This is a genomic window from Streptomyces sp. NPDC002870, assembly GCF_042888505.1.
Taxonomy (GTDB): Bacteria; Actinomycetota; Actinomycetes; order Streptomycetales; family Streptomycetaceae; genus Streptomyces.
Map to the genome: position 1 here is coordinate 102650 of NZ_JBIAPW010000020.1, position 22869 is coordinate 125518.

General features: G+C 70.0%; 21 protein-coding genes. 17 read left to right on the plus strand and 4 right to left on the minus strand.

Going from position 1 to position 22869, the window contains the following annotated elements; genetic code table 11:
- Window positions 1-62 precede the first annotated feature (62 nt).
- A complete protein-coding gene (locus ACFYWY_RS23705) occupies window positions 63-647 on the plus strand; it encodes an HdeD family acid-resistance protein (RefSeq protein WP_389189999.1) in 585 nt (194 codons plus the stop codon).
- A 168-nt stretch (window positions 648-815) separates the two neighbouring features.
- Entirely contained in the window at window positions 816-1289 is a 474-nt protein-coding gene (locus ACFYWY_RS23710) for an ATP-binding protein (RefSeq protein WP_389190000.1), read from the plus strand.
- Window positions 1290-1308: 19 nt separating this feature from the next.
- Here the strand turns inward: ACFYWY_RS23710 and idi are convergent, their stop codons facing one another.
- From idi to galE, 4 genes are all read right to left on the minus strand, one after another.
- Window positions 1309-1902, minus strand: coding sequence for an isopentenyl-diphosphate Delta-isomerase (idi, locus tag ACFYWY_RS23715; protein ID WP_389190001.1), 594 nt, complete (start codon window positions 1900-1902; stop codon window positions 1309-1311).
- 145 nt (window positions 1903-2047) lie between these two features.
- Complete coding sequence (locus ACFYWY_RS23720) at window positions 2048-3295, minus strand: GNAT family N-acetyltransferase (protein WP_389190002.1); 1248 nt, start codon at window positions 3293-3295, stop codon at window positions 2048-2050.
- A gap of 175 nt (window positions 3296-3470) precedes the next feature.
- Window positions 3471-4412 carry a cation diffusion facilitator family transporter gene (locus ACFYWY_RS23725; RefSeq protein WP_389190003.1) on the minus strand — a complete coding sequence of 314 codons (942 nt, stop codon included), beginning with the start codon at window positions 4410-4412 and terminating at the stop codon, window positions 3471-3473.
- A gap of 142 nt (window positions 4413-4554) precedes the next feature.
- Entirely contained in the window at window positions 4555-5538 is a 984-nt protein-coding gene (gene galE, locus ACFYWY_RS23730) for a UDP-glucose 4-epimerase GalE (protein ID WP_389190004.1), read from the minus strand.
- Between the two features lie 225 nt (window positions 5539-5763).
- On the opposite strand from galE, the gene ACFYWY_RS23735 reads away from it, so the two are divergent.
- The 15 genes from ACFYWY_RS23735 (at window position 5764) to ispG (ending at window position 22867) form a co-directional block, all read left to right on the plus strand.
- Window positions 5764-7701 carry a DUF5941 domain-containing protein gene (locus ACFYWY_RS23735; protein WP_389190032.1) on the plus strand — a complete coding sequence of 646 codons (1938 nt, stop codon included), beginning with the start codon at window positions 5764-5766 and terminating at the stop codon, window positions 7699-7701.
- Entirely contained in the window at window positions 7698-8435 is a 738-nt protein-coding gene (locus ACFYWY_RS23740; RefSeq protein ID WP_389190005.1) for a sugar phosphate nucleotidyltransferase, read from the plus strand. The genes ACFYWY_RS23735 and ACFYWY_RS23740 overlap by 4 nt, the downstream gene beginning before the upstream one ends.
- Window positions 8423-9484: an iron-containing alcohol dehydrogenase family protein gene (locus ACFYWY_RS23745; RefSeq protein WP_389190006.1), complete on the plus strand. Its 1062-nt coding sequence runs from the start codon at window positions 8423-8425 to the stop codon at window positions 9482-9484. Before ACFYWY_RS23740 ends, ACFYWY_RS23745 begins: the two co-directional genes overlap by 13 nt.
- On the plus strand, window positions 9462-10241 hold the full coding sequence (locus tag ACFYWY_RS23750; RefSeq protein ID WP_389190007.1) for a CDP-alcohol phosphatidyltransferase family protein: 780 nt from the start codon (window positions 9462-9464) through the stop codon (window positions 10239-10241). The genes ACFYWY_RS23745 and ACFYWY_RS23750 overlap by 23 nt, the downstream gene beginning before the upstream one ends.
- Before the next feature lie 35 nt (window positions 10242-10276).
- Window positions 10277-11164, plus strand: a complete 888-nt coding sequence (locus ACFYWY_RS23755) for a glycosyltransferase family 2 protein (protein ID WP_389190033.1) — start codon at window positions 10277-10279, stop codon at window positions 11162-11164.
- 96 nt (window positions 11165-11260) lie between these two features.
- Window positions 11261-12190 (plus strand): ABC transporter permease, encoded by a 930-nt coding sequence (locus tag ACFYWY_RS23760; protein ID WP_389190008.1) that lies wholly within the window; start codon window positions 11261-11263, stop codon window positions 12188-12190.
- A gap of 16 nt (window positions 12191-12206) precedes the next feature.
- The gene (locus tag ACFYWY_RS23765) at window positions 12207-12989 is read left to right on the plus strand and encodes an ABC transporter ATP-binding protein (protein WP_389190034.1); all 783 of its coding nucleotides are present in this window, start codon (window positions 12207-12209) and stop codon (window positions 12987-12989) included.
- 425 nt (window positions 12990-13414) lie between these two features.
- The gene (hpnC, locus tag ACFYWY_RS23770) at window positions 13415-14332 is read left to right on the plus strand and encodes a squalene synthase HpnC (RefSeq protein ID WP_389190009.1); all 918 of its coding nucleotides are present in this window, start codon (window positions 13415-13417) and stop codon (window positions 14330-14332) included.
- A gap of 8 nt (window positions 14333-14340) precedes the next feature.
- Window positions 14341-15279, plus strand: a complete 939-nt coding sequence (hpnD, locus tag ACFYWY_RS23775) for a presqualene diphosphate synthase HpnD (protein WP_389190010.1) — start codon at window positions 14341-14343, stop codon at window positions 15277-15279.
- A gap of 82 nt (window positions 15280-15361) precedes the next feature.
- A complete protein-coding gene (gene hpnE / locus ACFYWY_RS23780; RefSeq protein ID WP_389190011.1) occupies window positions 15362-16747 on the plus strand; it encodes a hydroxysqualene dehydroxylase HpnE in 1386 nt (461 codons plus the stop codon).
- A gap of 38 nt (window positions 16748-16785) precedes the next feature.
- Window positions 16786-17853 (plus strand): polyprenyl synthetase family protein, encoded by a 1068-nt coding sequence (locus ACFYWY_RS23785; RefSeq protein ID WP_389190035.1) that lies wholly within the window; start codon window positions 16786-16788, stop codon window positions 17851-17853.
- Window positions 17854-17993: 140 nt separating this feature from the next.
- On the plus strand, window positions 17994-20009 hold the full coding sequence (shc, locus tag ACFYWY_RS23790) for a squalene--hopene cyclase (protein WP_389190012.1): 2016 nt from the start codon (window positions 17994-17996) through the stop codon (window positions 20007-20009).
- Window positions 20009-20668, plus strand: a complete 660-nt coding sequence (locus ACFYWY_RS23795) for a 1-hydroxy-2-methyl-2-butenyl 4-diphosphate reductase (protein ID WP_389190013.1) — start codon at window positions 20009-20011, stop codon at window positions 20666-20668. The genes shc and ACFYWY_RS23795 overlap by 1 nt, the downstream gene beginning before the upstream one ends.
- Before the next feature lie 5 nt (window positions 20669-20673).
- The gene (hpnH, locus tag ACFYWY_RS23800) at window positions 20674-21696 is read left to right on the plus strand and encodes an adenosyl-hopene transferase HpnH (protein WP_389190014.1); all 1023 of its coding nucleotides are present in this window, start codon (window positions 20674-20676) and stop codon (window positions 21694-21696) included.
- A gap of 4 nt (window positions 21697-21700) precedes the next feature.
- Entirely contained in the window at window positions 21701-22867 is a 1167-nt protein-coding gene (gene ispG, locus ACFYWY_RS23805) for a flavodoxin-dependent (E)-4-hydroxy-3-methylbut-2-enyl-diphosphate synthase (protein ID WP_389190015.1), read from the plus strand.
- Window positions 22868-22869 lie beyond the last annotated feature (2 nt).

The following is a 22869-nucleotide window of genomic DNA, read 5'->3' on the forward strand; positions in this document are numbered from 1 at the left end:
CGGATGCTATCCGCCGGACCCGAACCTATGATCAAGAAGGGGGTCTCGGCGAGGAGGAAGCCATGGCCGATACCACCCAGGACGCCAAGAAGCTGAGCCGCAGTTTCGCCCGGCTGGTGCTGCTGGGCGCGATTCTCGTCATCGGCGGTCTCGTCGGCCTCATCTACACCGGCTTCGCGACCCTCACCTCGATGCTGCTCTTCGGCTGGCTGCTGCTGATCGGCGGCGTGGTCGGCCTGCTGAACGCGGTCCAGTGGCGGAAAAGCAACTACTTCTGGCTGGGTGTGGTGGTCGCCGCACTGAACATCGCGGCCGGAGTGGTCGTCCTGCGCCACCCGGAGGGCACAGCGCAGACGCTGACCATGTTCGCCGCCCTGCTGTTCCTGACCGGTGGCCTCTTCCGGCTGGTGGGGAGCTTGGTGGTGCGTGGCCCGCAGTTCGGCTGGACGCTGGTGCAGGGCGCCTTCGGTCTGCTGCTGGGCATTCTGGTGCTCGTGGACTGGCCGGAAAGCAGCCGTTACGTCCTGGGCTTGTTCTTCTCGCTGGCCCTGCTCTTCGACGGCCTCGGTCTGATCGCGATCGGGATCGGCGGCCGGCGGGTCGTCAGTATGGTCGCGGAGCCGGAGAACCGGCCAGAAGGAGATTAGGAGCAGTCGAACAACTGACGCTGTCATACGCACACGGTCAGAAAGCGTCGATAGAGGCTTAATTCTGTTCAGCAGACCGGTCCGGACCAACCGACTCCCAACACTTATTACTCGATGGTCAGTGGCAGTCGAGCCAGTGGCAGGCGAGCCGAGGGTGGGTGCCGGACTATGGAGAGCCGCGGGAGCATCCCGGCCCGGCCGCTGTCGTACGAGGGTGTCTGGCGTTTCACCGCTCCTGCCCTCGATGTGTCCGTCCCGCAGGCCCGGCACGCCGTACGGGATCTGCTGAACCGCCAGGGCGTGCCCGTCGAGGACGATCTCGTCCAGGGGCTGCTGCTGATCGTCTCCGAACTGGTCACCAACGCCGTACGGCACGCGGCCCTGCTCTCGCCCGAGATCGCCGTAGAGGTCGCCATAGGCGCGGAGTGGATCCGGGTGTCCGTGGAGGACAACCACCCCTATCGCCCCAAGGCGTTGGAGGCCGACTACGGGCAGACCGGCGGTCGCGGTCTGCTGCTCGTGCGCGAGATCACCCTCGAAGCCGGCGGATCCTGCGACGTCGAGCACACCGCGAGCGGCGGCAAGATCATCTGGGCCGCGCTGCCGCTGAAGGCGACCGGCGCCACCGTCCCGCTCCAGTAGGGCGCTGCGCCGGTCCGTCTCACCAGCCGCCGGAGGGGCCCGTGAGCTCCTTGATCGCCGGGCGGGCCGCGTCCAGCACCGTCATGAACCACGCGGAGAACGGCGCCTCGGCATGCCGGTCCGTCAGTTCCTTCGGCGTCACGAAGGCCGTCTCACCGACCTCATCCGGGTCCGGCCGCGGCGGAGCCTGCACCAGACCCACGAAGAGGTGGTTGTACTCCTGCTCCACCAGCCCCGAGGCCGGGTCCGGGTGGTTGTAACGGACCGTGCCCGCCTCGGCGAGCAGCGAGGGCGAGACCCCGAGCTCCTCGTGCGTACGCCGGGCGGCCGCCGTGAAGGGCGCCTCACCCGGGAACGGGTGCCCGCAGCAGGTGTTCGACCAGACACCGGGGGAGTGGTACTTGCCCAGCGCGCGGCGCTGCAGCAGCAGCCGCCCGTGCTCGTCGAAGAGGAAGACGGAGAACGCCCGGTGCAGCTGCCCGGGCGCCTGGTGAGCGGAGAGCTTCTCCGCGGTGCCGATGGTATTGCCGTGCTCGTCGACCAGCTCGAGCAGGATCGCTTGGGGGGCGCCGTTCGACGAGCTGTTCGCCGCGGTGGCTGGTGAGATCGGCATAACCATCCTTCGCATCGGTCCTCGGCCCATCGGGGGCCTGCCCAGTGTGCCGTACAAAAGCGGCTTGTCCGCACTTCGGCAGCCTGGGCATGTCCCCCCGCCGCGTCGGCCCGCGGCGGGGGGGAACATTACTCACCAGAAATCATCAGACCCCGAACGCCGCCGGATAGCGGATCGTGCCCTGCGGCACGCCCCGGGAGGCGTCCAGCGCAAGCGCCAGCATGGCCTCGTCGGGCACCGGGAAACTTGGCCTGATTCCGTACCGGGACGCCGGCTCGAAGCCGAACCTCGGGTAGTACCCGGGATGCCCGAGGACCAGGACGAGTCGCTCCTGGCGAATCCTCGCCACATCGAGCACGGCCCGGACGACCGCCTGCCCCGCACCGCCCCGCTGGTGCTCGGGAGCCACCGCGACCGGAGCCAGCGCCACCGCGGGGACGTCCCCGACATGGCAGCGGGTGAGCAGTGCGTACGCAGCGACCGAGCCGTCCGCCGCCTCGGCGACGTACGACATCCCGGGCAGCCACGCACCGGCGTCCCGGCGCAGCTCGTCCACCAGGCCCGCCTCCTCGGCGGTCGGGAAGGCCGCCGCATTGACGGCGCGCACGGCCTGGATGTCGGCCGCCGTCTCCGGCCTGGTACGCCAGCGAGGGTCGGCCGGCCGCAGGGCATAGCCGGTGTAGCCGTACTCCGTGCCGTGGTCACGGCGCATCGCGATCTCCGCCCGGGTGACGGCGAGCGCCAGCGCCATGCCCGGAGCCGAGGCGTCCGCGGCGTCGGCCCGCTCACCGAGCGGGCCGTAGTACTCCTCCCAGTCGCTCTCGGGCTGCCCGTGCACCCCGAGGACGGTGTAGCCCGCCGCGACGGCCGCCGAGATGTTCTCGGCGTTCGTACGCAGCGCATAGTGCTGGTCCCAGAAGGCGCGGGCTTCGGCCGAGGGGTCCCCGGCCGTCCACTCGCACTCGGTGAGGACGAGCGAGCCGCCCGGGGCTAGGAGGCGCCGCCACTGCCGCAGAGCGGTGTCGAAGCCGATGCTGTACGCGGAGCTCTCCGCCCAGACGAGGTCGAACGAGCCGTCGGGGAAGGGGAGTTCGGCCATATCGGCTTTGACGGTGCGGATCGCGTCGCCGAGCCCGCGGGCCTCGGCTGTGTGGCGCAGTTCGTCGAGGAACGGCTCGTGCAGATCGACGGCCGTCACCTGGGCCGCGGCCTCGTCGGCCAGCAGCAGCGCGCTGCGGCCGGGGCCGCAGCCCAGATCGAGCACGCGGGGACGCGCCGGCAGCGGCCCGGCGAGGGCGAGCAGCCGACGGGAGGTGGAGTCGGAGCCGGGACCCTGTCGCGGAAGGCCGTGGTGCAGGGCGAAGAAGGCGTCATGAAGAGCGTTGTCGGACAACGTGGGAACCCTTGAGTGTGTGCGGGCTCCGGCCGACGTACGAGAAGACGTACGAGAAAAAGGTCAGCCGGCAGCCCGGAAGCCGAGGATGGACCGGGCGCTGCGCAGGGCAGCGTTCGTAGCGACGGTCATCAACCTCAGCTCCTCTCAAGCGTGCCGGTAAGGCTAACAGCCCTCAGTGACAGAGCCTGGCCTCGTGCTCAGCGTGGCCGACCGGCTCCAGCTGGAAGGTGCAGTGCTCCACGTCGAAGTGGTCCCCGATGCACCCCTGCAGATCGTGCAGCAACTTCTCGTGCCCGACCGCGTTCAGGATGTCCTGGCTCACCACCACATGCGCGGAGAGCACCGGCATCCCGGAAGTGATCGTCCAGGCGTGCAGATCGTGGACGTCCTCCACGCCGGGGAGCGCCACTATGTGCGCCCGCACCTCACCCATGTCGACGCCCTTCGGGGCCGCCTCCAGCAGGACGTTGAGGGTCTCCCGCAGCAGCTTCCAGGTGCGCGGCACGATCATCAGGCCGATCACCAGGGATGCGATGGGGTCGGCGGGCAGCCAGCCGGTCACGAGGATGACGGCGGCCGAGACCAGCACCGTCAGCGAGCCGAGCGTGTCCGCGAGCACCTCCAGATACGCCCCGCGGACATTGAGGCTCTCCTTCTGACCCCGCACCAGGATCGAGAGCGAGACCATGTTGGCCAGCAGACCGACCACAGCGAACGCGATCGTCAGCCCGCCCTTGGTCTCGGCCGGGGTGATGAAGCGCTCCACCGCCTCGAAGAGCAGATAGCCGCCGACGCCGAGCAGCAGCAGGCAGTTGGCGAGCGCGGCCAGGATCTCGGCCCGGGCGAAGCCGAAGGTGCGGTTCAGTCCGGCGGGCCGGTTGGCGAAGTGGATCGCCAGCAGCGCCATCGCGAGACCGACCGCGTCCGTCGCCATATGGGCGGCGTCGGCGATGAGGGCGAGGGAATCGGCGAGGACGCCACCGACGATCTCCACGACCATCACGCTCAGGGTGATGGCGAGCGCGATGCGCAGCCGTCCCTTGTAGGCGGAGGCCGCGGTGCCGGTCGGCGGCGGCCCGCCGTGCGAATGCCCGTGGTCGTGCCCAGCCCCCATGCGAGATGCCTCCAGGTCGTCGGATGATCTGCCGAGACCTCAGTCAACTACGGGTGGGGGGTATCAGGCAACACGGGACTGAACACCGTTGTCGTAATGCCTGACCTGCGGAAACGACCTGCAGGTCAAGGCGCCGACAAGATCACTTGATGCGTGCTTCCGGGTGCCGCAGACACCAGCCCTCCCAGGCCGACTCAACCATTTCGCGCACCCCGCGCGATGCCGTCCAGCCAAGCTCCTTGGCGATCAGATCTACCGACGCCACGGCCTTGGCGGCATCGCCCGGACGGCGCGGCTCGATCACCGGCGCCTCGCCGTACCTCGTGACCTCGCCCACCACGTCGGCGAGTTCGCGCACCGAGACGCCGACGCCGCGGCCGATGTTGACCGTCAGATCCCCGGCCCCGTCCTGCTCGGCCAGCCGGCGGGCCACGGCGAGATGGGCGTCGGCCAGGTCCGCGACATGGATGTAGTCACGGATGCAGGTGCCGTCCGGCGTCGGGTAGTCGGCGCCGAAGATCCGCGGTGCCTCACCGCGGGTGATCCGGTCGAAGAACATCGGGATGATGTTGAACACTCCGGTGTCGGCCAGCTCCGGCCGGGCCGAGCCCGCCACATTGAAGTAGCGCAGACATGCGGTGGACAGGGAGTGCGCGTGGCCCGTCGCCCGTACCAGCCACTCGCCCGCCAGCTTGGTCTCGCCATACGGATTGATCGGCTCGCAGTGGGCGGACTCGGGGATCAGGTCCATCTCGGGCACCCCGTATACGGCGGCCGAGGAGGAGAACAGGAAGCGCCGCACACCTGCCGCGACGACCGCCTCGAGGAGCACCGTCAGGCCGTGCACATTCTCCCGGTAGTAGCGCAACGGCTGCTCGACGGACTCCCCGACCTGCTTCTTCGCCGCGAGATGTACGACACCGGTGACGCCGTGCTCTGCGACGGTGCGGTCGAGCAGGTCCCGGTCCAGGACCGTGCCGCGGACCAGCGAAATCCCCTCGGGCAACCGCTCGGCTATTCCCGAAGAGACATCGTCGAGGACGACGACCCGCTCGCCCGCCGCTGTCATGGCCCGCGCCACATGCGCGCCGATGTACCCCGCTCCACCTGTGATCAGCCAAGTCATGCCGGCCAGCCTAGGCCCTGCGGACCCGCGGTTTGTGGGCCGAGGCACTGATCGACGATGATGATCTCGGCGGGCCCTCCTGGGTTCCGGCCATGCCGAGCGGTACGTAAACGGCCAGTGAACTCCCGCCTCCGCGCATCCGATAGCCTCTGCCGACGTGCCGCCGCCCGTATACGGACCGAGCCGCCGCGCACCCGCACCGTCAGTCCCAAGGAGTGAGTTCGTCTGTCGACCGCCATCCTCACCGGTCCGCCGGTACCCGGCTCGTCGCTCGAGGGCGATCTGCGGTCGCTGGGCTTCGACGTCCGGGTCGCCTCGGGCGCCCAGGACACCGCAGCGCTGGTCGCAGCGGTGCCGGGCACCGATCGCGTCGCCGTCGTCGACCCCCGCTTCGTGGGGCACGTCCACGCCCTGCGGCTGGCGCTGACAGACCCCCGCTTCCCGGCCGCCGCGGTCCCGGGCGCACTGACGGTGCAGCCTCAGGCACGCACTGCTCTGGCCCGGGCTCTGTCGGCCGCGGCGGGCGCCGGGACCCCGTCCGGCCTGTCCGGATCCGGGCCGTCCGGCACCGCAGAGACGGCGAGCGCCGCAGGGGCGGTTGACGCGGCCGACGACACCGACTCCCTGTCGGCCGTCCGGGCCGCGGTGCGGCCCGCCGGCGGCAGCGCGGGCGCGGGAACCCCCGTGGTGCCCGACGCGCTCGCCGACGCGCTGGACGCCGACGGCACCGCCGTGCACCAGCCCGAGCTGGGGTCGCTCGTGGCGACCGTGCCCGGTGACCCCCAGGCCCGTAACGAGGCCCGGCAGGCCGTCACGGCGGTCGACGACGAGGCCGTACGGCTGCGCTCCGCCGTGAAGGCCCGCGACGGCTTCTTCACCACCTTCTGCATCAGCCCGTACTCGCGCTATCTCGCCCGCTGGTGCGCGCGGCGCGGACTGACCCCGAACCAGGTCACCACCGCCTCGCTGCTCACCGCCCTGATCGCGGCCGGCGCTGCGGCCACCGGCACCCGCGGCGGCTACATCGCGGCGGGCGTCCTGCTGCTCTTCTCCTTCGTCCTTGACTGCACCGACGGGCAGCTGGCCCGCTACTCGCTGCAGTACTCGACGATGGGCGCATGGCTGGACGCGACGTTCGACCGCGCCAAGGAGTACGCGTACTACGCCGGTCTCGCCCTCGGCGCCGCCCGCGGCGGCGACGACGTATGGGCGCTGGCACTCGGCGCGATGGTGCTGCAGACCTGTCGCCATGTCGTGGACTTCTCCTTCAACGAGGCGAACCACGACGCGACGGCCAACACGAGCCCCACCGCCGCGCTCTCCGACAAGCTCGACAGCGTCGGCTGGACGGTCTGGCTGCGCCGCATGATCGTGCTCCCGATCGGCGAGCGCTGGGCCATGATCGCCGTGCTGACGGCCGTGGCCACCCCCCGGATCGTCTTCTACGCCCTGCTCGTCGGCTGCGCCTTCGCCGCCTGCTACACCACGGCGGGCCGCGTCCTGCGCTCGCTGACCCGCAAGGCGCGCAGGACCGACCGGGCAGCCCAGGCGCTCGCCGACCTGGCCGACTCGGGCCCGCTCGCCGAGAGCGCCGCACGCGCCTTCACGACGGCCGCCCGGAAGCTTCCCGAGTACGCGCCGCTCGCGATCGCCCTGGCCGGCGGCGCCGCTCTTGTGGCGAGTGCCACGTTCACCGACTACGGCTCGATCTGGCCGGTCGTCGCGGCTGTGGCGTATGTCATCACCTCGGGCATCGCCGTCGCACGCCCCCTCAAGGGCGCCCTCGACTGGCTCGTCCCGCCGGTGTTCAGGGCCGCCGAATACTGCACCGTCCTGGCGCTCGCGGCCCGGGCCGACGTAAACGGAGCGTTGCCCGCGGCCTTCGGGCTGGTGTCGGCGGTCGCCTACCATCACTACGACACGGTGTACCGCATCCGCGGCGGTACGGGGGCGCCACCGCACTGGCTGGTGCGGTCGATCGGCGGGCACGAAGGGCGGGTGCTGGCAGTCGCGCTGCTGGCCGCAGTGGTCACCGACGCAGACTTCACCATCGCGCTGACGGCCCTCGCTGTGGCCGTCGCACTCGTGGTGCTTGTGGAGAGCATCCGCTTCTGGGTGTCCTCCGGAGCACCCGCCGTACATGACGAAGGAGAACCCGCATGATCGGCCTCGTACTGGCAGCCGGTGCCGGACGGCGTCTTCGCCCCTACACCGACACGCTCCCGAAGGCCCTCGTGCCCGTCGACGGCGACACCACCGTCCTCGACCTCACCCTCGGGAACTTCGCCGAGATCGGGCTCACAGAGGCGGCCATCGTCGTCGGCTACCGCAAGGAGGCCGTCTACGAGCGCAGGGCAGCCCTGGAGGCGAAGTACGGCCTGAAGCTCACCCTCGTCGACAACGACAAGGCCGAGGAGTGGAACAACGCCTACTCCCTGTGGTGCGCCCGTGACGTCATCAAGCAGGGCGTCATCCTCGCCAACGGCGACACCGTGCACCCCGTCTCCGTCGAGCGGACGCTGCTCGCCGCCCGCGGCAACGGCCAGAAGATCATCCTCGCCCTCGACGCGGTGAAGCAGCTCGCCGACGAGGAGATGAAGGTCGTCACGGACGGCGACAAGGGTGTGCGGCGCATCACCAAGCTGATGGACCCCGCCACCGCCACCGGCGAGTACATCGGCGTCACCCTCATCGAGCCCGAGGCCGCCGACGAGCTCGCCGACGCGCTGAAGACCACCTTCGAGCGTGACCCCGACCTCTACTACGAGGACGGCTACCAGGAGCTCGTGAACCGCGGCTTCACCGTGGACGTGGCCCCCATCGGCGACGTCAAGTGGGTCGAGATCGACAACCACGACGACCTCGCGAAGGGCCGTGAGATCGCGTGCCTGTACTGACCCGACTGATCCCGTCACCCGTCGTCGTCGACATCCGTGCCGGTGCCCTGGACGATCTGGCCGGCCTCCTGGCCGACCAGCGAATCTCCGGTTCCGGAAAACTGGCGATCGCCATCAGCGGCGGCTCCGGCCAGGCACTGCGTGAGCGACTTGCGCCGGTGCTGCCGGGTGCCGCCTGGTACGAGATCGCCGACGGAAACATCGACTCCGCGGTCAAACTCGCCGACCACATCAAGGGCAAGCGGTACGACGCCGTGGTCGGCCTCGGCGGCGGCAAGATCATCGACGTGGCGAAGTACGCCGCGGCGCGAGTCGGCCTGCCCATGGTCTCCGTCGCGACGAACCTCTCGCACGACGGCCTGTGCTCCCCGGTCGCGACGCTGGACAACGACAACGGCCGCGGCTCCTACGGTGTCCCCGGTCCGATCGCGATCGTCATCGACCTCGACGTCATCCGCGACGCCCCGGTCCGTTTCGTACGCTCCGGCATCGGCGAGGCGATTTCCAACCTCTCGTCGATCGCGGACTGGGAGCTGTCCCACCAGGTCAACCAGGAACCGGTCGACGGCCTCGCCGCCGCGATGGCCCGTACCGCCGGCGAAGCCGTACTGCGCCACCCCGGAGGTGTCGGCGACGACGATTTCCTCACCGTGCTCGCCGAGTCCCTGGTGCTGACCGGCATCGCGATCTCGATCAGCGGGGACACCCGGCCCGCGTCCGGCGCCTGCCACGAGATCAGCCACGCCTTCGATCTGCTCTACCCCAAGCGGGCCGCCAGCCACGGCGAGCAGGTCGGCATCGGAGCCGCCTTCGCGATGCACCTGCGTGGTGCGCACGAGCAGTCCGGACTCTTCGCCGAGGTGCTGCGCAGGCACGGCCTGCCGGTGCTGCCCGAAGAAATCGGGTTCTCCACCGACGAGTTCGTCAAGGCCGTGGAGTACGCACCACAGACCCGTCCGGGCCGCTTCACCATCCTCGAGCACCTTGACCTCACCACCGATCAGATCAGGGACGCGTACGCCGACTATGCCAAGACCATCAGTAGCTGAACTCCGTCCGGTCGTTCACCCGGCGGGAGTGAAGGACCGGCGAAGCGGCGAGCACTGGGGCGGCCGCCTGTACATGCGCGAGATCTCCTTGCGCATCACCCGCCGTCTGGTCACCACCGACGTCACGCCGAACCAGCTGACGTACCTGATGACCATCTGCGGTGTCCTCGCGGCCCCGGCCCTGCTCGTGCCGGGCGTCTGGGGCGCCGTCCTCGGCGTCGTGGCGGTCCAGCTCTATCTGCTGCTCGACTGCGTCGACGGCGAGGTCGCCCGCTGGAAGAAGCAGTTCTCGCTCTCCGGCGTGTACCTGGACCGCGTCGGTGCCTACCTGTGCGACGCGGCGGTCCTGGTCGGCTTCGGCCTGCGCGCCGCCGACCTGTGGGGCCCCGGGCCGATCGACTGGCTGTGGGCCTTCCTCGGCGCCCTCGCCGCGCTCGGCGCGATCCTGATCAAGGCCGAGACCGACCTGGTCGGGGTCGCCCGCCATCAGGGCGGGCTGCCGCCGGTCAAGGAGGCGGCGGCCGAGCCGCGCTCGTCCGGCATGGCACTGGCCCGCCGGGCAGCCGCCGCGCTGAAGTTCCACCGGCTCGTCCTCGGCATCGAGGCGTCCCTGCTCATCCTGGTGCTCGCCGTCCTGGACGCGATCCAGGGCGACCTGTTCTTCACGCGCCTCGGCGTCGCCGTGCTGGCCGGCATCGCGCTGCTCCAGACGCTGCTGCACCTGGTGTCCATCCTGGCTTCCAGCAGGCTCAAGTGACTGCGATCTCCCCGGGGACGACCCCCGGATCCCCGATGCCGCTGAAGCTCGGCGCGGTCATCATCACGATGGGCAACCGGCCGGACGAACTGCGCGCCCTCCTCGACTCGGTCGCCAAGCAGGACGGCGACCCGATCGAGGTGGTCGTGGTCGGCAACGGCGCCCCGGTGGCGGACCTGTCAGATTTCCCGTCGGTCGTACGCACCGTGAACCTGCCCGACAACCTGGGCATCCCCGGCGGCCGCAACGTCGGCATCGAGGCCTTCGGCCCGTCCGGCTCCGGCGTGGACGCGCTGCTCTTCCTCGACGACGACGGTCTGCTGCCGTGCAGTGACACCGGCGAGCTGGTGCGCCAGGCCTTCGCGGCCGATCCCAAGCTGGGCATCATCAGCTTCCGGATCGCCGACCCGGAGACCGGGCTCACCCAGCGCCGTCACGTCCCTCGGCTGCGCGCCTCCGACCCGCTGCGCTCCTCGCGGGTGACGACCTTCCTCGGCGGCGCCAACGCCGTGCGTACGAAGGTGCTGGCCGAGGTCGGCGCGCTTCCCGACGAGTTCTTCTACGCCCATGAGGAGACGGACCTCGCCTGGCGGGCGCTGGACGCCGGCTGGGCGATCGACTACCGCGCGGACATGGTCCTGTTCCACCCGACGATGCCGCCGTCCCGGCACGCGGTCTACCACCGGATGGTGGCCCGCAACCGGGTCTGGCTCGCCCGCCGCAATCTGCCCGCGCCCCTGGTCCCGGTCTACATCGGTGTCTGGGTGCTGCTCACCCTGGCCAGGCGGCCCTCGCTGCCTGCCCTGAAGGCATGGTTCGGCGGCTTCAAAGAAGGCTGGCGGACGCCCTGTGGTCCGCGCCGTCCCATGAAATGGCGTACGGTATGGCGGCTCACCCGACTGGGCCGACCTCCCGTCATCTGACAAGCTCGGTTCTGAGAAAATCGGGCGTACCTCCGGGACCTGGCCGCCACCTGAGAGCCCTATTGCCGCGCATCTTGAACACGAAAGTTTCAACTTGTGAGTGACACGACCCAAGACGGTGCGATCGCGACCAGCGTTCGCCCGTCCCCCGACGACGGTCTGACCCCGGCGGAGCTGGCCGCCAAGTACGGCCTGTCGGTGAGCGGCGCCCGACCAGGGCTCGCCGAGTACATCCGGCAGCTGTGGGGCCGACGCCACTTCATCCTGGCGTTCTCGCAGGCCAAGCTGACGGCCCAGTACAGCCAGGCGAAGCTCGGCCAGCTGTGGCAGGTGGCGACGCCGCTGCTCAACGCGCTGGTCTACTACTTGATCTTCGGGCTCATCCTGGGGACCCGGGAGGGGATCCCCAACGAGGTTTTCGTCCCGTTCCTGGTGACCGGCGTCTTCGTCTTCACCTTCACCCAGAGCTCGGTGATGGCGGGCGTCAGGGCGATTTCGGGCAACCTCGGTCTTGTCCGCGCACTGCACTTCCCGCGTGCCGCCCTGCCCATCTCCTTCGCGCTGCAGCAGCTCCAGCAGCTGCTGTTCTCGATGCTGGTGCTGTTCCTGATCGCGATCGGCTTCGGCAGCTACCCGAAGCTCTCCTGGCTGCTGATCATCCCCGCGCTGGCAATGCAGTTCGTGTTCAACACCGGCATGGCGATGATCATGGCTCGCCTTGGCAGCAAGACGCCCGACCTCGCCCAGCTGATGCCGTTCATCATGCGCACCTGGATGTACGCGTCCGGTGTCATGTTCTCCATCCCGATGATGCTCGCGGACAAGCCGGCCTGGATCGCCAATGTCCTGCAGTTGAACCCGGCCGCCGTCTACATGGACCTCATCCGGTTCGCGCTGATCGATGGTTACGGCTCCGAGAATCTGCCTCCGCACATCTGGGCCTTCGCGCTCGGCTGGGCGATCCTGTTCGGCATCGCCGGGTTCGTGTACTTCTGGAAGGCTGAGGAACGGTACGGCCGTGGCTGATCTCGAAAAGAACGACATGAGAGCCGACGACGGAACCCGCGTCCCCACCGTCATCGCCGACAACGTACACATCGTGTACCGCGTGCACGGAGGTAGCGGTGGCAAGGGCAGCGCCACCGCGGCGCTGAGCCGGATCGTGCGGCGGGACAAGGGCGAGTCGCGGGGAGTGCGCAAGGTGCACGCCGTACGCGGCGTCTCCTTCACCGCGTACCGCGGCGAGGCGATCGGCCTGATCGGAACCAACGGCTCCGGCAAGTCGACCCTCCTGCGCGCCATAGCGGGTCTGCTGCCGACGGAGAGCGGCAGGGTCTACACCGACGGCCAGCCCTCCCTGCTCGGCGTCAACGCCGCGCTGATGGGCGATCTGACCGGTGAGCGCAACGTCATCCTCGGCGGTCTGGCCATGGGCATGACCCGCGAGCAGATCCGTGACCGCTACCAGGGCATCGTCGACTTCTCCGGGATCAACGAGAAGGGCGACTTCATCACCCTTCCCATGCGTACGTACTCCTCGGGCATGGGGGCCAGGCTCCGCTTCTCCATCGCGGCGGCCAAGGACCACGACGTCCTGATGATCGACGAGGCACTGGCCACCGGTGACCGGAAGTTCCAGCGACGCTCCGAGCAGCGCATCCGTGAGCTGCGCAAGGAGGCCGGCACGGTCTTCCTGGTCAGCCACAGCACCGGCTCGATCAGGGACACCTGCGACCGCGTCCTGTGGCTGGAGAAGGGCGAGCTGCTGATGGACGGCCCGACCGACGAGGTCATCAAGGCGTACGAGAAGGAGAGCGGCAGGTAGGCCGCCGCCGCTCCCGAAGGCCCCCGCCGTCGCATCCGGGCGGGGGCTTTCTGCGTCTTCGGAGGGACAGCGGCACCCTCGCCGGGGCGGGGGGCCGGAGCGCCCGGAGCGTCGAGTCAAGGTCAATTCACGCGGGCCGGGGGAAGGTTGGCGAGGATTGGAGTGTTCTTGTAATGCGCGCAACACCCCGGCGTATCACTGGGCGTTGTACAACGTAAGCTGTACCGGTGCCGAATCGCGGCAAGTGGGGCGATAAGCCCTAGGCATCCCGTCCGCCAGGCGGTGCCCCCGCAGTCGGGAAGACCGGCGGCGTGTCCGAAATAGGATGTATTCGGTCGGCAGTGTAGAACGGGAGATGTGACGGCAATGACGGAAAATCTCCAGGTCCGCGAGGCTTTCGCCGTCCCCGCACCGGGCAGTCCCGTATGACGGGCACCCGGCAGGCGCGCCGCGAGGCCTCTGCGCGCGCCACCCTCGACAAGGCATCCGACGAGAACTTCCCGGTCGCCCCGTTCTTCCTGCCTCGAGCCTGGCGTGACGACCTGATGGCGGTGTACGGCTACGCCCGCCTCGTCGACGACATCGGCGACGGCGACCTCGCGCCCGGCGGCGCCGACGCCCGCCATCTCGGCGTCGACCCCGAGCAGGCCGACGACAGACTCGCGATGCTCGACGCCTTCGAGGCCGATCTGCGCCGCGTCTTCGCCGCCGACGCCGAACCGCGCCACCCCCTGCTGCACGCCCTCCGGCCGACCGTGCGCCGCCGCTCGCTCACCCCCGAGCCGTTCCTCGGCCTGATCGAGGCCAACCGCCAGGACCAGTTGGTGCGGCGCTACAAGACGTACGACGAACTCCTCGCGTACTGCGAACTGTCCGCCAACCCCGTCGGCCGCCTGGTGCTGCAGATCACCGGGACCGCCAGCCCCGAGCGCGTCCGCCGATCGGACGCCGTCTGTACCGCGCTCCAGATCGTCGAGCACCTCCAGGACGTGGCCGAGGACCTGGGGCGCGACCGGATCTATCTGCCCGCCGAGGACATGCACCGCTTCCATGTCACCGAAGCCGACCTGGCCGCGAGGACCGGGAGCCCGTCGGTGCGCTCACTCGTCGCGTACGAAGCGGAACGCGCCCTGCAGCTGCTGAATGAAGGCACACCGCTGGTGGGTAGCGTCCACGGCAGACTGCGGCTGCTGCTCGCCGGGTTCGTCGCCGGGGGGCGTGCGGCCCTCACCGCTGTCGCGGCCGCCGGATACGACGTCCTGCCTGGACCGCCCAAGCCCACCAAGGCACATCGGCTGCGTGAGGTGGGAGCTGTCTTGCGAAGAGCGCGTAGAGAGAGGTGAGCCGGACGATGGAGGGACCGACGGAGGTGCCCGCGCCGGTGCAGGCCGCGTACAGCTACTGCGAGGCCGTCACCGGGCGGCAGGCGCGCAATTTCGCCTACGGGATCAGGCTGCTGCCGACCGACAAGCGGCACGCCATGTCGGCGCTGTACGCGTTCTCGCGGCGGGTCGACGACATCGGCGACGGCACGCTCGCCCTGGAAGCCAAGCGGGACCGGCTCGAAGGGATGCGGGAACTGCTGGAGCGGATCCGCCGGGACGCGGTCGACGAGGACGACATCGACCCCGTCGCGGTCGCGCTCGCGGACGCGGCACGCCGCTTCCCTCTTCCGCTCGACGGGCTCGACGAGCTCATCGACGGCGTGCTGATGGACGTACGCGGCGAGAACTACGAGACCTGGGACGACCTGAAGACGTACTGCCGGTGTGTCGCGGGCGCGATCGGGCGGCTCTCGCTCGGCGTGTTCGGCACCCAGCCCGGCGCGCGCGGTGTCGAACGCGCCCCCGAGTACGCCGACACGCTCGGGCTCGCCCTCCAACTCACCAACATCCTCAGGGACGTTCGCGAGGACGCCGGCAACGGCCGCACCTATCTGCCCGGCGACGACCTGGCCAAGTTCGGCTGTTCCGCGGGCTTCCGCAGCGCCACCCCGCCGCCCGGCTCCGACTTCGCGGGCCTTGTGCACTTCGAAGTACGGCGCGCCCGCGCCCTGTTCGCAGAGGGCTACCGGCTGCTGCCGATGCTCGACCGGCGCAGCGGCGCCTGCGTCGCCGCGATGGCCGGCATCTACCGGCGCCTGCTCGACCGCATCGAACGCGACCCCGAGGCAGTGCTGCGCGGCCGGGTGTCCCTTCCCGGGCGCGAGAAGGCGTACGTCGCCGTGCGCGGGCTTTCCGGACTCGACGCCCGGCATGTCACCCGGCAGAAGCTCAGGGGGCGTGCCTGATGCGGGCGAACGCGGGCAAGCGGCGCGCAACCCTCCGGTGCGGCGCCGCGTCCCAGACTGCAACGGCCCGAGGGGAGGTCGCATGACGGACGACGGCATGCGGTCCCGGCACGCGGTGGTGGTCGGCGGAGGACTCGCCGGAGTCACCGCGGCGCTGCAACTCGCCGACGCGGGAGTCGGCGTCACCCTCCTCGAAGGCCGCCCCCGCCTGGGCGGCCTCGCCTTCTCCTTCCGCCGCAATGACCTCTCCGTCGACAACGGCCAGCATGTGTACCTGCGCTGCTGCACCGCGTACCGCTGGTTCCTCGACCGGGTGGACGGTGCTCATCTCGCCCCGCTTCAGGACCGGTTGGACGTGCCCGTACTGGATGTGGCACCGGCGCGCGGACCGCGCCTGGGCCGGCTGCGCCGCACCTCGCTTCCGGTACCGCTGCACCTCGCCCCCGGCCTCGCCACCTATCCGCACCTCTCGCTCGCCGAGCGCGCGTCCGTCGGGCGCGCCGCACTCGCGCTCGGCAAGCTGGACCCGGCCGACCCGGCGCTGGACGGCATCGACTTCGCCACCTGGCTGGGCCGCCACGGCCAGTCGCGGCGCACCATCGAAGCCCTCTGGGACCTCGTCGGCGTGGCGACGCTGAACGCCACCGCGCCGAACGCCTCGATGGGCCTCGCCGCCATGGTCTTCAAGACCGGACTGCTCTCCGAGCCGGGCGCCGCCGACATCGGCTGGGCCCGCGTGCCGCTCGGGGACCTGCACGACACGCTGGCCCGCAAGGCCCTCGACTCGGCCGGCGTACGCACCGAGCTCTCGACCCGCGTACGGCGCATCTCCCGCGTGGGCCCGGGGCGTTGGCAGGTCGACGTGGCCGGCGAGCAACTGGACGCGGACACCGTCGTCCTTGCCGTACCGCAGCGTGAAGCCCATGCGCTGCTGCCCGAAGGGGCCCTCGACGACCCCGACCGGCTGCTCGACATCGGCACCGCGCCGATCCTCAACGTCCATGTCGTGTACGACCGCAAGGTGCTGCGCCGTCCCTTCTTCGCCGCGCTCGGCACCCCGGTCCAGTGGGTCTTCGACCGCACCGAGGCCTCCGGACTGCGCGGCGGCCAGTATCTGGCGCTCTCCCAGTCCGCCGCGGAGGACGAGATCGATGAGCCCGTCGCCGTACTGCGCGAGCGGTATCTGCCCGAGCTGGAGCGGCTGCTGCCCGGCGCAAGAGGCGCCGGGGTAAGCGACTTCTTCGTCACCCGGGAGCGGACGGCGACCTTCGCCCCGGCCCCGGGCGTCGGCCGGCTGCGACCGGGTGCGCGCACCCGGGCCCCCGGCCTGTACCTTGCGGGCTCGTGGACCGCCACCGGGTGGCCCGCGACCATGGAGAGCGCCGTACGCAGCGGCTTCAGCGCCGCGGGCGCCGCACTCTCCGCGCTCGGCCGCCACCATGAACATCCGCTCAAGGAGGCGGCGTGAGCTTCAGTACTGGAACAAGAGGAGAGACCGTGCCGACTGTGCCCTCGGCGAACCCTGCTGATGACACCGCAGCGGGAGTCGACATCGTCGCCTTGCTGGAGCGCGGGCGGACCATGTCCACCCCCGTGCTGCGCGCAGCCGTGGACCGGCTCGCGCCGCCCATGGACACCGTCGCCGCCTACCACTTCGGCTGGATCGACGCGCACGGACGGCCCGCCGACGGGGACGGCGGCAAGGCCGTGCGCCCCGCGCTCGCGCTGCTGTCCGCAGAGGCGGCCGGCGCCGCCCCCGAGGTCGGCGTCCCTGGCGCCGTGGCCGTGGAGCTGGTGCACAACTTCTCGCTGCTGCACGACGACCTGATGGACGGCGACGAGCAGCGCCGCCACCGCGACACCGTCTGGAAGGTGCACGGACCGGCCCAGGCGATCCTCGTCGGCGACGCGCTGTTCGCGCTCGCGGGCGAGGTCCTGCTGGAGCTCGGCACCGTCGAGGCGGGCCGCGCCGCGCGCCGCCTGACCGCCGCCACACGCAAGCTCATCGACGGCCAGGCCCAGGACATCTCCTACGAGCACCGCGAGCGGGTCACCGTCGAGGAGTGCCTGGAGATGGAGGGCAACAAGACCGGCGCGCTGCTGGCCTGCGCCGTCTCCATCGGCGCGGTGCTCGGCGGGGCGGACGACCGGACGGCCGACACGCTGGAGGCGTACGGCTACCACCTCGGTCTCGCCTTCCAGGCCGTCGACGATCTGCTGGGCATCTGGGGCGACCCGGAGTCCACCGGCAAGCAGACCTGGAGCGATCTGCGCCAGCGCAAGAAGTCCCTGCCGGTCGTCGCCGCGCTCGCCGCGGGCGGACCGGCCTCACAGCGCCTCGGAGAGCTGCTCGCGGCCGATGCCAAGAGTAATGACTTCGACAGCTTCTCCGAGGCAGAATTCGCCACCAGGGCGGCCCTGATCGAAGAAGCGGGTGGCCGCGAGTGGACCTCCCAGGAGGCCCGCAGGCAGCACGCCGTCGCGATCGAGGCGCTGGGCCGCGTCGACATGCCGGAACAGGTGCGGGCGCAGCTCATCGCGCTCGCGGACTTCGTCGTCGTACGAAAGAGATGATCGCCATCGCCCGTATACGCGTGTCTTCTGGGGGCTAGCCCCCAGGCCCCAAGCAGTCGCCGGCCGGTGCACGGGAAACCTGGCGCCGGCCGACGTCAGACCCCAGCACAGCAGAGAGCCACTGCAACGAAGGGGAAGCCATGACAGCGACGACCGACGGAAGCAGCGGGCCCGCGGTGGCCGGTGCAGCCGCGGCCAGTAGAACGACCGGCACTCATCCTGCCCAGCGCCCCGCCGCGAGCGACGTCCTCGAGGCCGCCGGGCGAGCCGCACAACGCTCCGTCGAGCATCTGCTCGGTCGCCAGGACGCCCAGGGCTGGTGGAAGGGCGACCTCGAGACCAATGTGACGATGGACGCCGAGGATCTGCTGCTCCGCCAGTTTCTCGGCATCCAGGACGCGCGGACCACCGAGGCGGCCGCCCGCTTCATCCGGGGCGAGCAGCGCGAGGACGGCGCCTGGGCCACCTTCTACGGCGGGCCCGGCGAACTCTCCGCCACCATCGAGGCCTACGTCGCGCTTCGGCTGGCCGGCGACCGGCCGGACGACCCGCACATGGCGCGCGCATCCGCCTGGATCAGGGAACGGGGCGGCATCGCGGCGAGCCGGGTCTTCACCCGGATCTGGCTCGCGCTGTTCGGCTGGTGGAAGTGGGACGACCTCCCCGAACTGCCGCCCGAATTGATCTTCCTGCCCAAGTGGTTCCCGCTGAACATCTACGACTTCGGCTGCTGGGCGCGCCAGACCATCGTGCCGCTCACCGTCGTCTCGGCGAAGCGGCCGGTGCGGCCCGCGCCGTTCGCGCTCGACGAGCTGCACACCGACGCCCGGATGCCGAACCCGCCCAGGCCCCTTGCTTCCGCGGCGAGTTGGGACGGATTCTTCCAGCGCGCCGACAAGGCGCTGCACGCGTACCACAAGGTGGCACCGCGCCGGCTGCGCCGAGCGGCCATGAAGGCCGCGGCGCGCTGGATCATCGAGCGCCAGGAGAACGACGGCTGCTGGGGCGGCATCCAGCCGCCCGCCGTCTACTCCGTGATCGCCCTGCATCTGCTCGGCTACGACCTTCAGCATCCCGTGATGCGGGCCGGTCTCGAGTCGCTGGACCGGTTCGCCTTATGGCGCGAGGACGGCGCGCGGATGATCGAGGCCTGTCAGTCGCCCGTCTGGGACACCTGCCTGGCCACCATCGCCCTCGCCGACGCCGGGTTGCCGGCCGATCACCCCGCGCTGGTCAAGGCCGCCGACTGGATGCTGGCCGAGGAGATCGTACGGCCCGGCGACTGGGCCGTACGCAAACCTCAACTCGCTCCCAGCGGCTGGGCGTTCGAGTTCCACAACGACAACTACCCGGACATCGACGACACGGCCGAGGTGATCCTCGCCCTGCGGCGGGTCAAGCACCCCGATCCGCAGGCGGTCGACGCGGCGGTCGCGCGGGCGGGCCGCTGGACCCTCGGGATGCAGTCCAGGAACGGCGCCTGGGCCGCGTTCGACGCCGACAACACCAGTGCTTTCCCCAACCGGCTGCCGTTCTGCGACTTCGGTGAGGTCATCGACCCGCCGTCGGCGGACGTCACCGGGCATGTCGTCGAGATGCTGGCCTACGAGGGCAAGGCCCACCACCCCCGTACCCGGCGCGGCATCGAGTGGCTGCTCGCCGAACAGGAGCCCAGCGGTGCGTGGTTCGGTCGCTGGGGCGTCAACTACGTGTACGGAACAGGGTCGGTGGTCCCCGCGCTGACCGCGGCCGGGCTGCCGCTCTCGCACCCCGCGATCCGCCGGGCCGTCCGCTGGCTCGAATCCGTCCAGAACGACGACGGAGGCTGGGGCGAGGACCTGCGCTCCTACCGCGAGGAGCAGTGGATCGGCCACGGCGTCTCCACCGCATCCCAGACCGCCTGGGCACTGCTCGCACTGCTCGCGGCGGGGGAGCGGGAGAGCAAGTCGGTCGAGCGGGGCGTGGCCTGGCTCGCCGAGACCCAGCAGGCGGACGGGTCCTGGGACGAGCCGTACTTCACCGGCACCGGCTTCCCCTGGGACTTCTCCATCAACTACCACCTCTACCGGCAGGTCTTCCCGCTCACGGCCCTGGGCCGCTATGTGCACGGGGAGCCCTTCGCCGCCGACCGCGCGGACAGCCGCGAGGGGGGCTGATGGACAGATCCCCGGAGCCGTCGCCCGGCTCCGCCGCGCCGCTGCTGATCGCCTGTGCGCTCGGCATCGAGAAGCTCGCCCTGCGCAGCGGCGACCGCAGCGGCGCACTCGGCCCTGTGACAGTGCTCCGCACCGGTATGGGGCCGCACCACGCCGAGCGTGCCGTGCTGGGCGCGCTGGGCGGTGACGGGCCATTGCGCAACGCGGCGGTCGTCGCCTCCGGTTTCTGTGCCGGGCTCGCTCCCGGGATGCACCCCGGGGACCTGGTCGTCGCCGACGAGACACGGCATGCCGCCGGCGCCACGGCCTGTACGGATACGGCACTGCTGGTCGAGGCAGTGGCCAAAGCCGTGCCCGGACGTACCGTGCACTCCGGCCCGCTGGTCGGGTCCGACCATGTGGTGCGCGGTCACGAACGGGCAGACCTGCGTGCCACCGGGGCGATCGCCGCGGACATGGAGTCCGCGGCCACGCTCCGCGCCGCCCTGAGCACCGGGTCCCGTCCGATTGCGGCCGTCCGGGTGGTCGTGGACGCTCCAGAGCACGAACTCGTCCGTATCAGCACGGTCCGCGGTGGAATATCAGCTTTCCGTGTTCTTCGTGCCGTCCTTCCTGCTTTCTTCGAATGGCACCGTTCTTTTCTGCTCCCCAGGAGGTGAGCTAGATGGCCATGCCGCTCCGTCAGACCATCAGGGTCGGGACGTACCTCATTGAACAGAAGCTCCGCAAGCGTGAGAAGTTTCCGCTCATCGTCGAGCTGGAGCCGCTCTTTGCCTGCAATCTGAAGTGCGAGGGCTGCGGGAAGATCCAGCACCCGGCCGGGATTCTGAAGCAGCGCATGCCGGTCGCGCAGGCGGTCGGGGCGGTGCTGGAGTCGGGGGCCCCGATGGTCTCGATCGCGGGCGGCGAGCCGCTGATGCACCCTCAGATCGATGAAATCGTGCGGCAATTGGTGGCAAGGAAGAAGTACGTCTTCCTCTGCACCAATGCCATGCTGCTGCGGAAGAAGATCGAGGAGTTCACACCTTCCCGCTTCTTCGCCTTTGCGGTGCACATCGACGGACTGCGCGAGCGGCACGACGAATCCGTCGCCAAGGAAGGGGTGTTCGACGAGGCGGTGGAGGCGATCAAGGAGGCCAAGCGGCGCGGCTTCCGGGTCACCACCAATTCGACGTTCTTCAACACCGACACCCCGCAGACCGTCATCGAGGTGCTCAATTACCTCAATGACGACCTGAAGGTGGACGAGATGATGATCTCGCCCGCGTACGCCTACGAGAAGGCGCCCGACCAGGAGCACTTCCTGGGGGTGGAGCAGACTCGCGAGCTCTTCAAGAAGTCCTTCGCGGGTGGCAACCGGCGGCGCTGGCGGCTCAACCACTCACCGCTCTTCCTCGACTTCCTCGAGGGCAAGGCGGACTTCCCGTGCACGGCGTGGGCGATCCCCAACTACTCGCTCTTCGGCTGGCAGCGGCCCTGCTATCTGATGAGCGACGGATACGTCCCCACCTACCGGGAGCTCATCGAGGAGACCGACTGGGACAAGTACGGCCGCGGCAAGGACCCGCGCTGCGCCAACTGCATGGCGCACTGTGGCTACGAGCCCACCGCCGTCCTCGCCACCATGGGCTCCCTCAAGGAGTCCCTCAGGGCGGCTCGCGAAACCGTCACGGGAAACCGCGGGTGACGTGATGTCCCAAGGAGAGCCAGTCGCACTGGGGCTCCCGGAGCTGCCGGCCCGGCCGATCGCGACGCGCCGCACCTCGCGGCGTATCCAGGTCGGGCCGGTGGCGGTCGGCGGGGACGCCCCGGTGTCGGTGCAGTCGATGACGACCACGCGTACCTCGGACATCGGGGCGACGCTGCAGCAGATCGCGGAACTGACGGCGTCCGGCTGCCAGATCGTGCGGGTGGCCTGTCCGACCCAGGACGATGCGGACGCGCTCGCCACCATCGCGCGCAAGTCGCAGATCCCCGTCATCGCGGACATTCATTTCCAGCCGAAGTACGTGTTCGCGGCGATCGACGCCGGGTGTGCGGCGGTGCGTGTGAACCCGGGCAACATCAAGCAGTTCGACGACAAGGTCAAGGAGATCGCCCGCGCCGCCGGCGAGACCGGCACGCCGATCCGGATCGGCGTCAATGCCGGTTCGCTCGATGCCCGGCTGCTCGCCAAGTACGGCAAGGCGACCCCCGAGGCGCTGGTCGAGTCCGCGCTGTGGGAGGCGTCGCTCTTCGAGGAGCACGGCTTCCGCGACATCAAGATCTCGGTCAAGCACAACGACCCGGTGGTGATGATCGAGGCCTACCGGCAGCTGGCCGCCCAGTGCGACTACCCCCTCCACCTCGGCGTGACCGAGGCCGGACCCGCCTTCCAGGGCACCATCAAGTCGGCCGTCGCCTTCGGCGCGCTGCTCAGCGAGGGCATCGGCGACACCATCCGGGTCTCGCTGTCCGCCCCGCCCGCCGAAGAGGTCAAGGTCGGCATCCAGATCCTGGAGGCGTTGAATCTGCGGCAGCGGCGGCTCGAGATCGTCTCCTGTCCCTCCTGCGGGCGGGCCCAGGTCGATGTCTACAAGCTCGCCGACCAGGTCACGGCGGGTCTCGAAGGCATGGAGGTGCCGCTGCGCGTCGCCGTCATGGGCTGCGTCGTCAACGGCCCGGGCGAGGCGAGGGAAGCGGACCTCGGAGTGGCATCGGGCAATGGGAAGGGTCAGATCTTCGTCAAGGGTGAGGTCATCAAGACCGTGCCCGAGTCGAAGATCGTCGAGACCCTCATCGAAGAGGCGATGAAGATCGCCGAATCCATGGAGGACGCAGGGGCGGTCTCGGGTCCGCCCGCCGTCACCGTGAGCTGAAC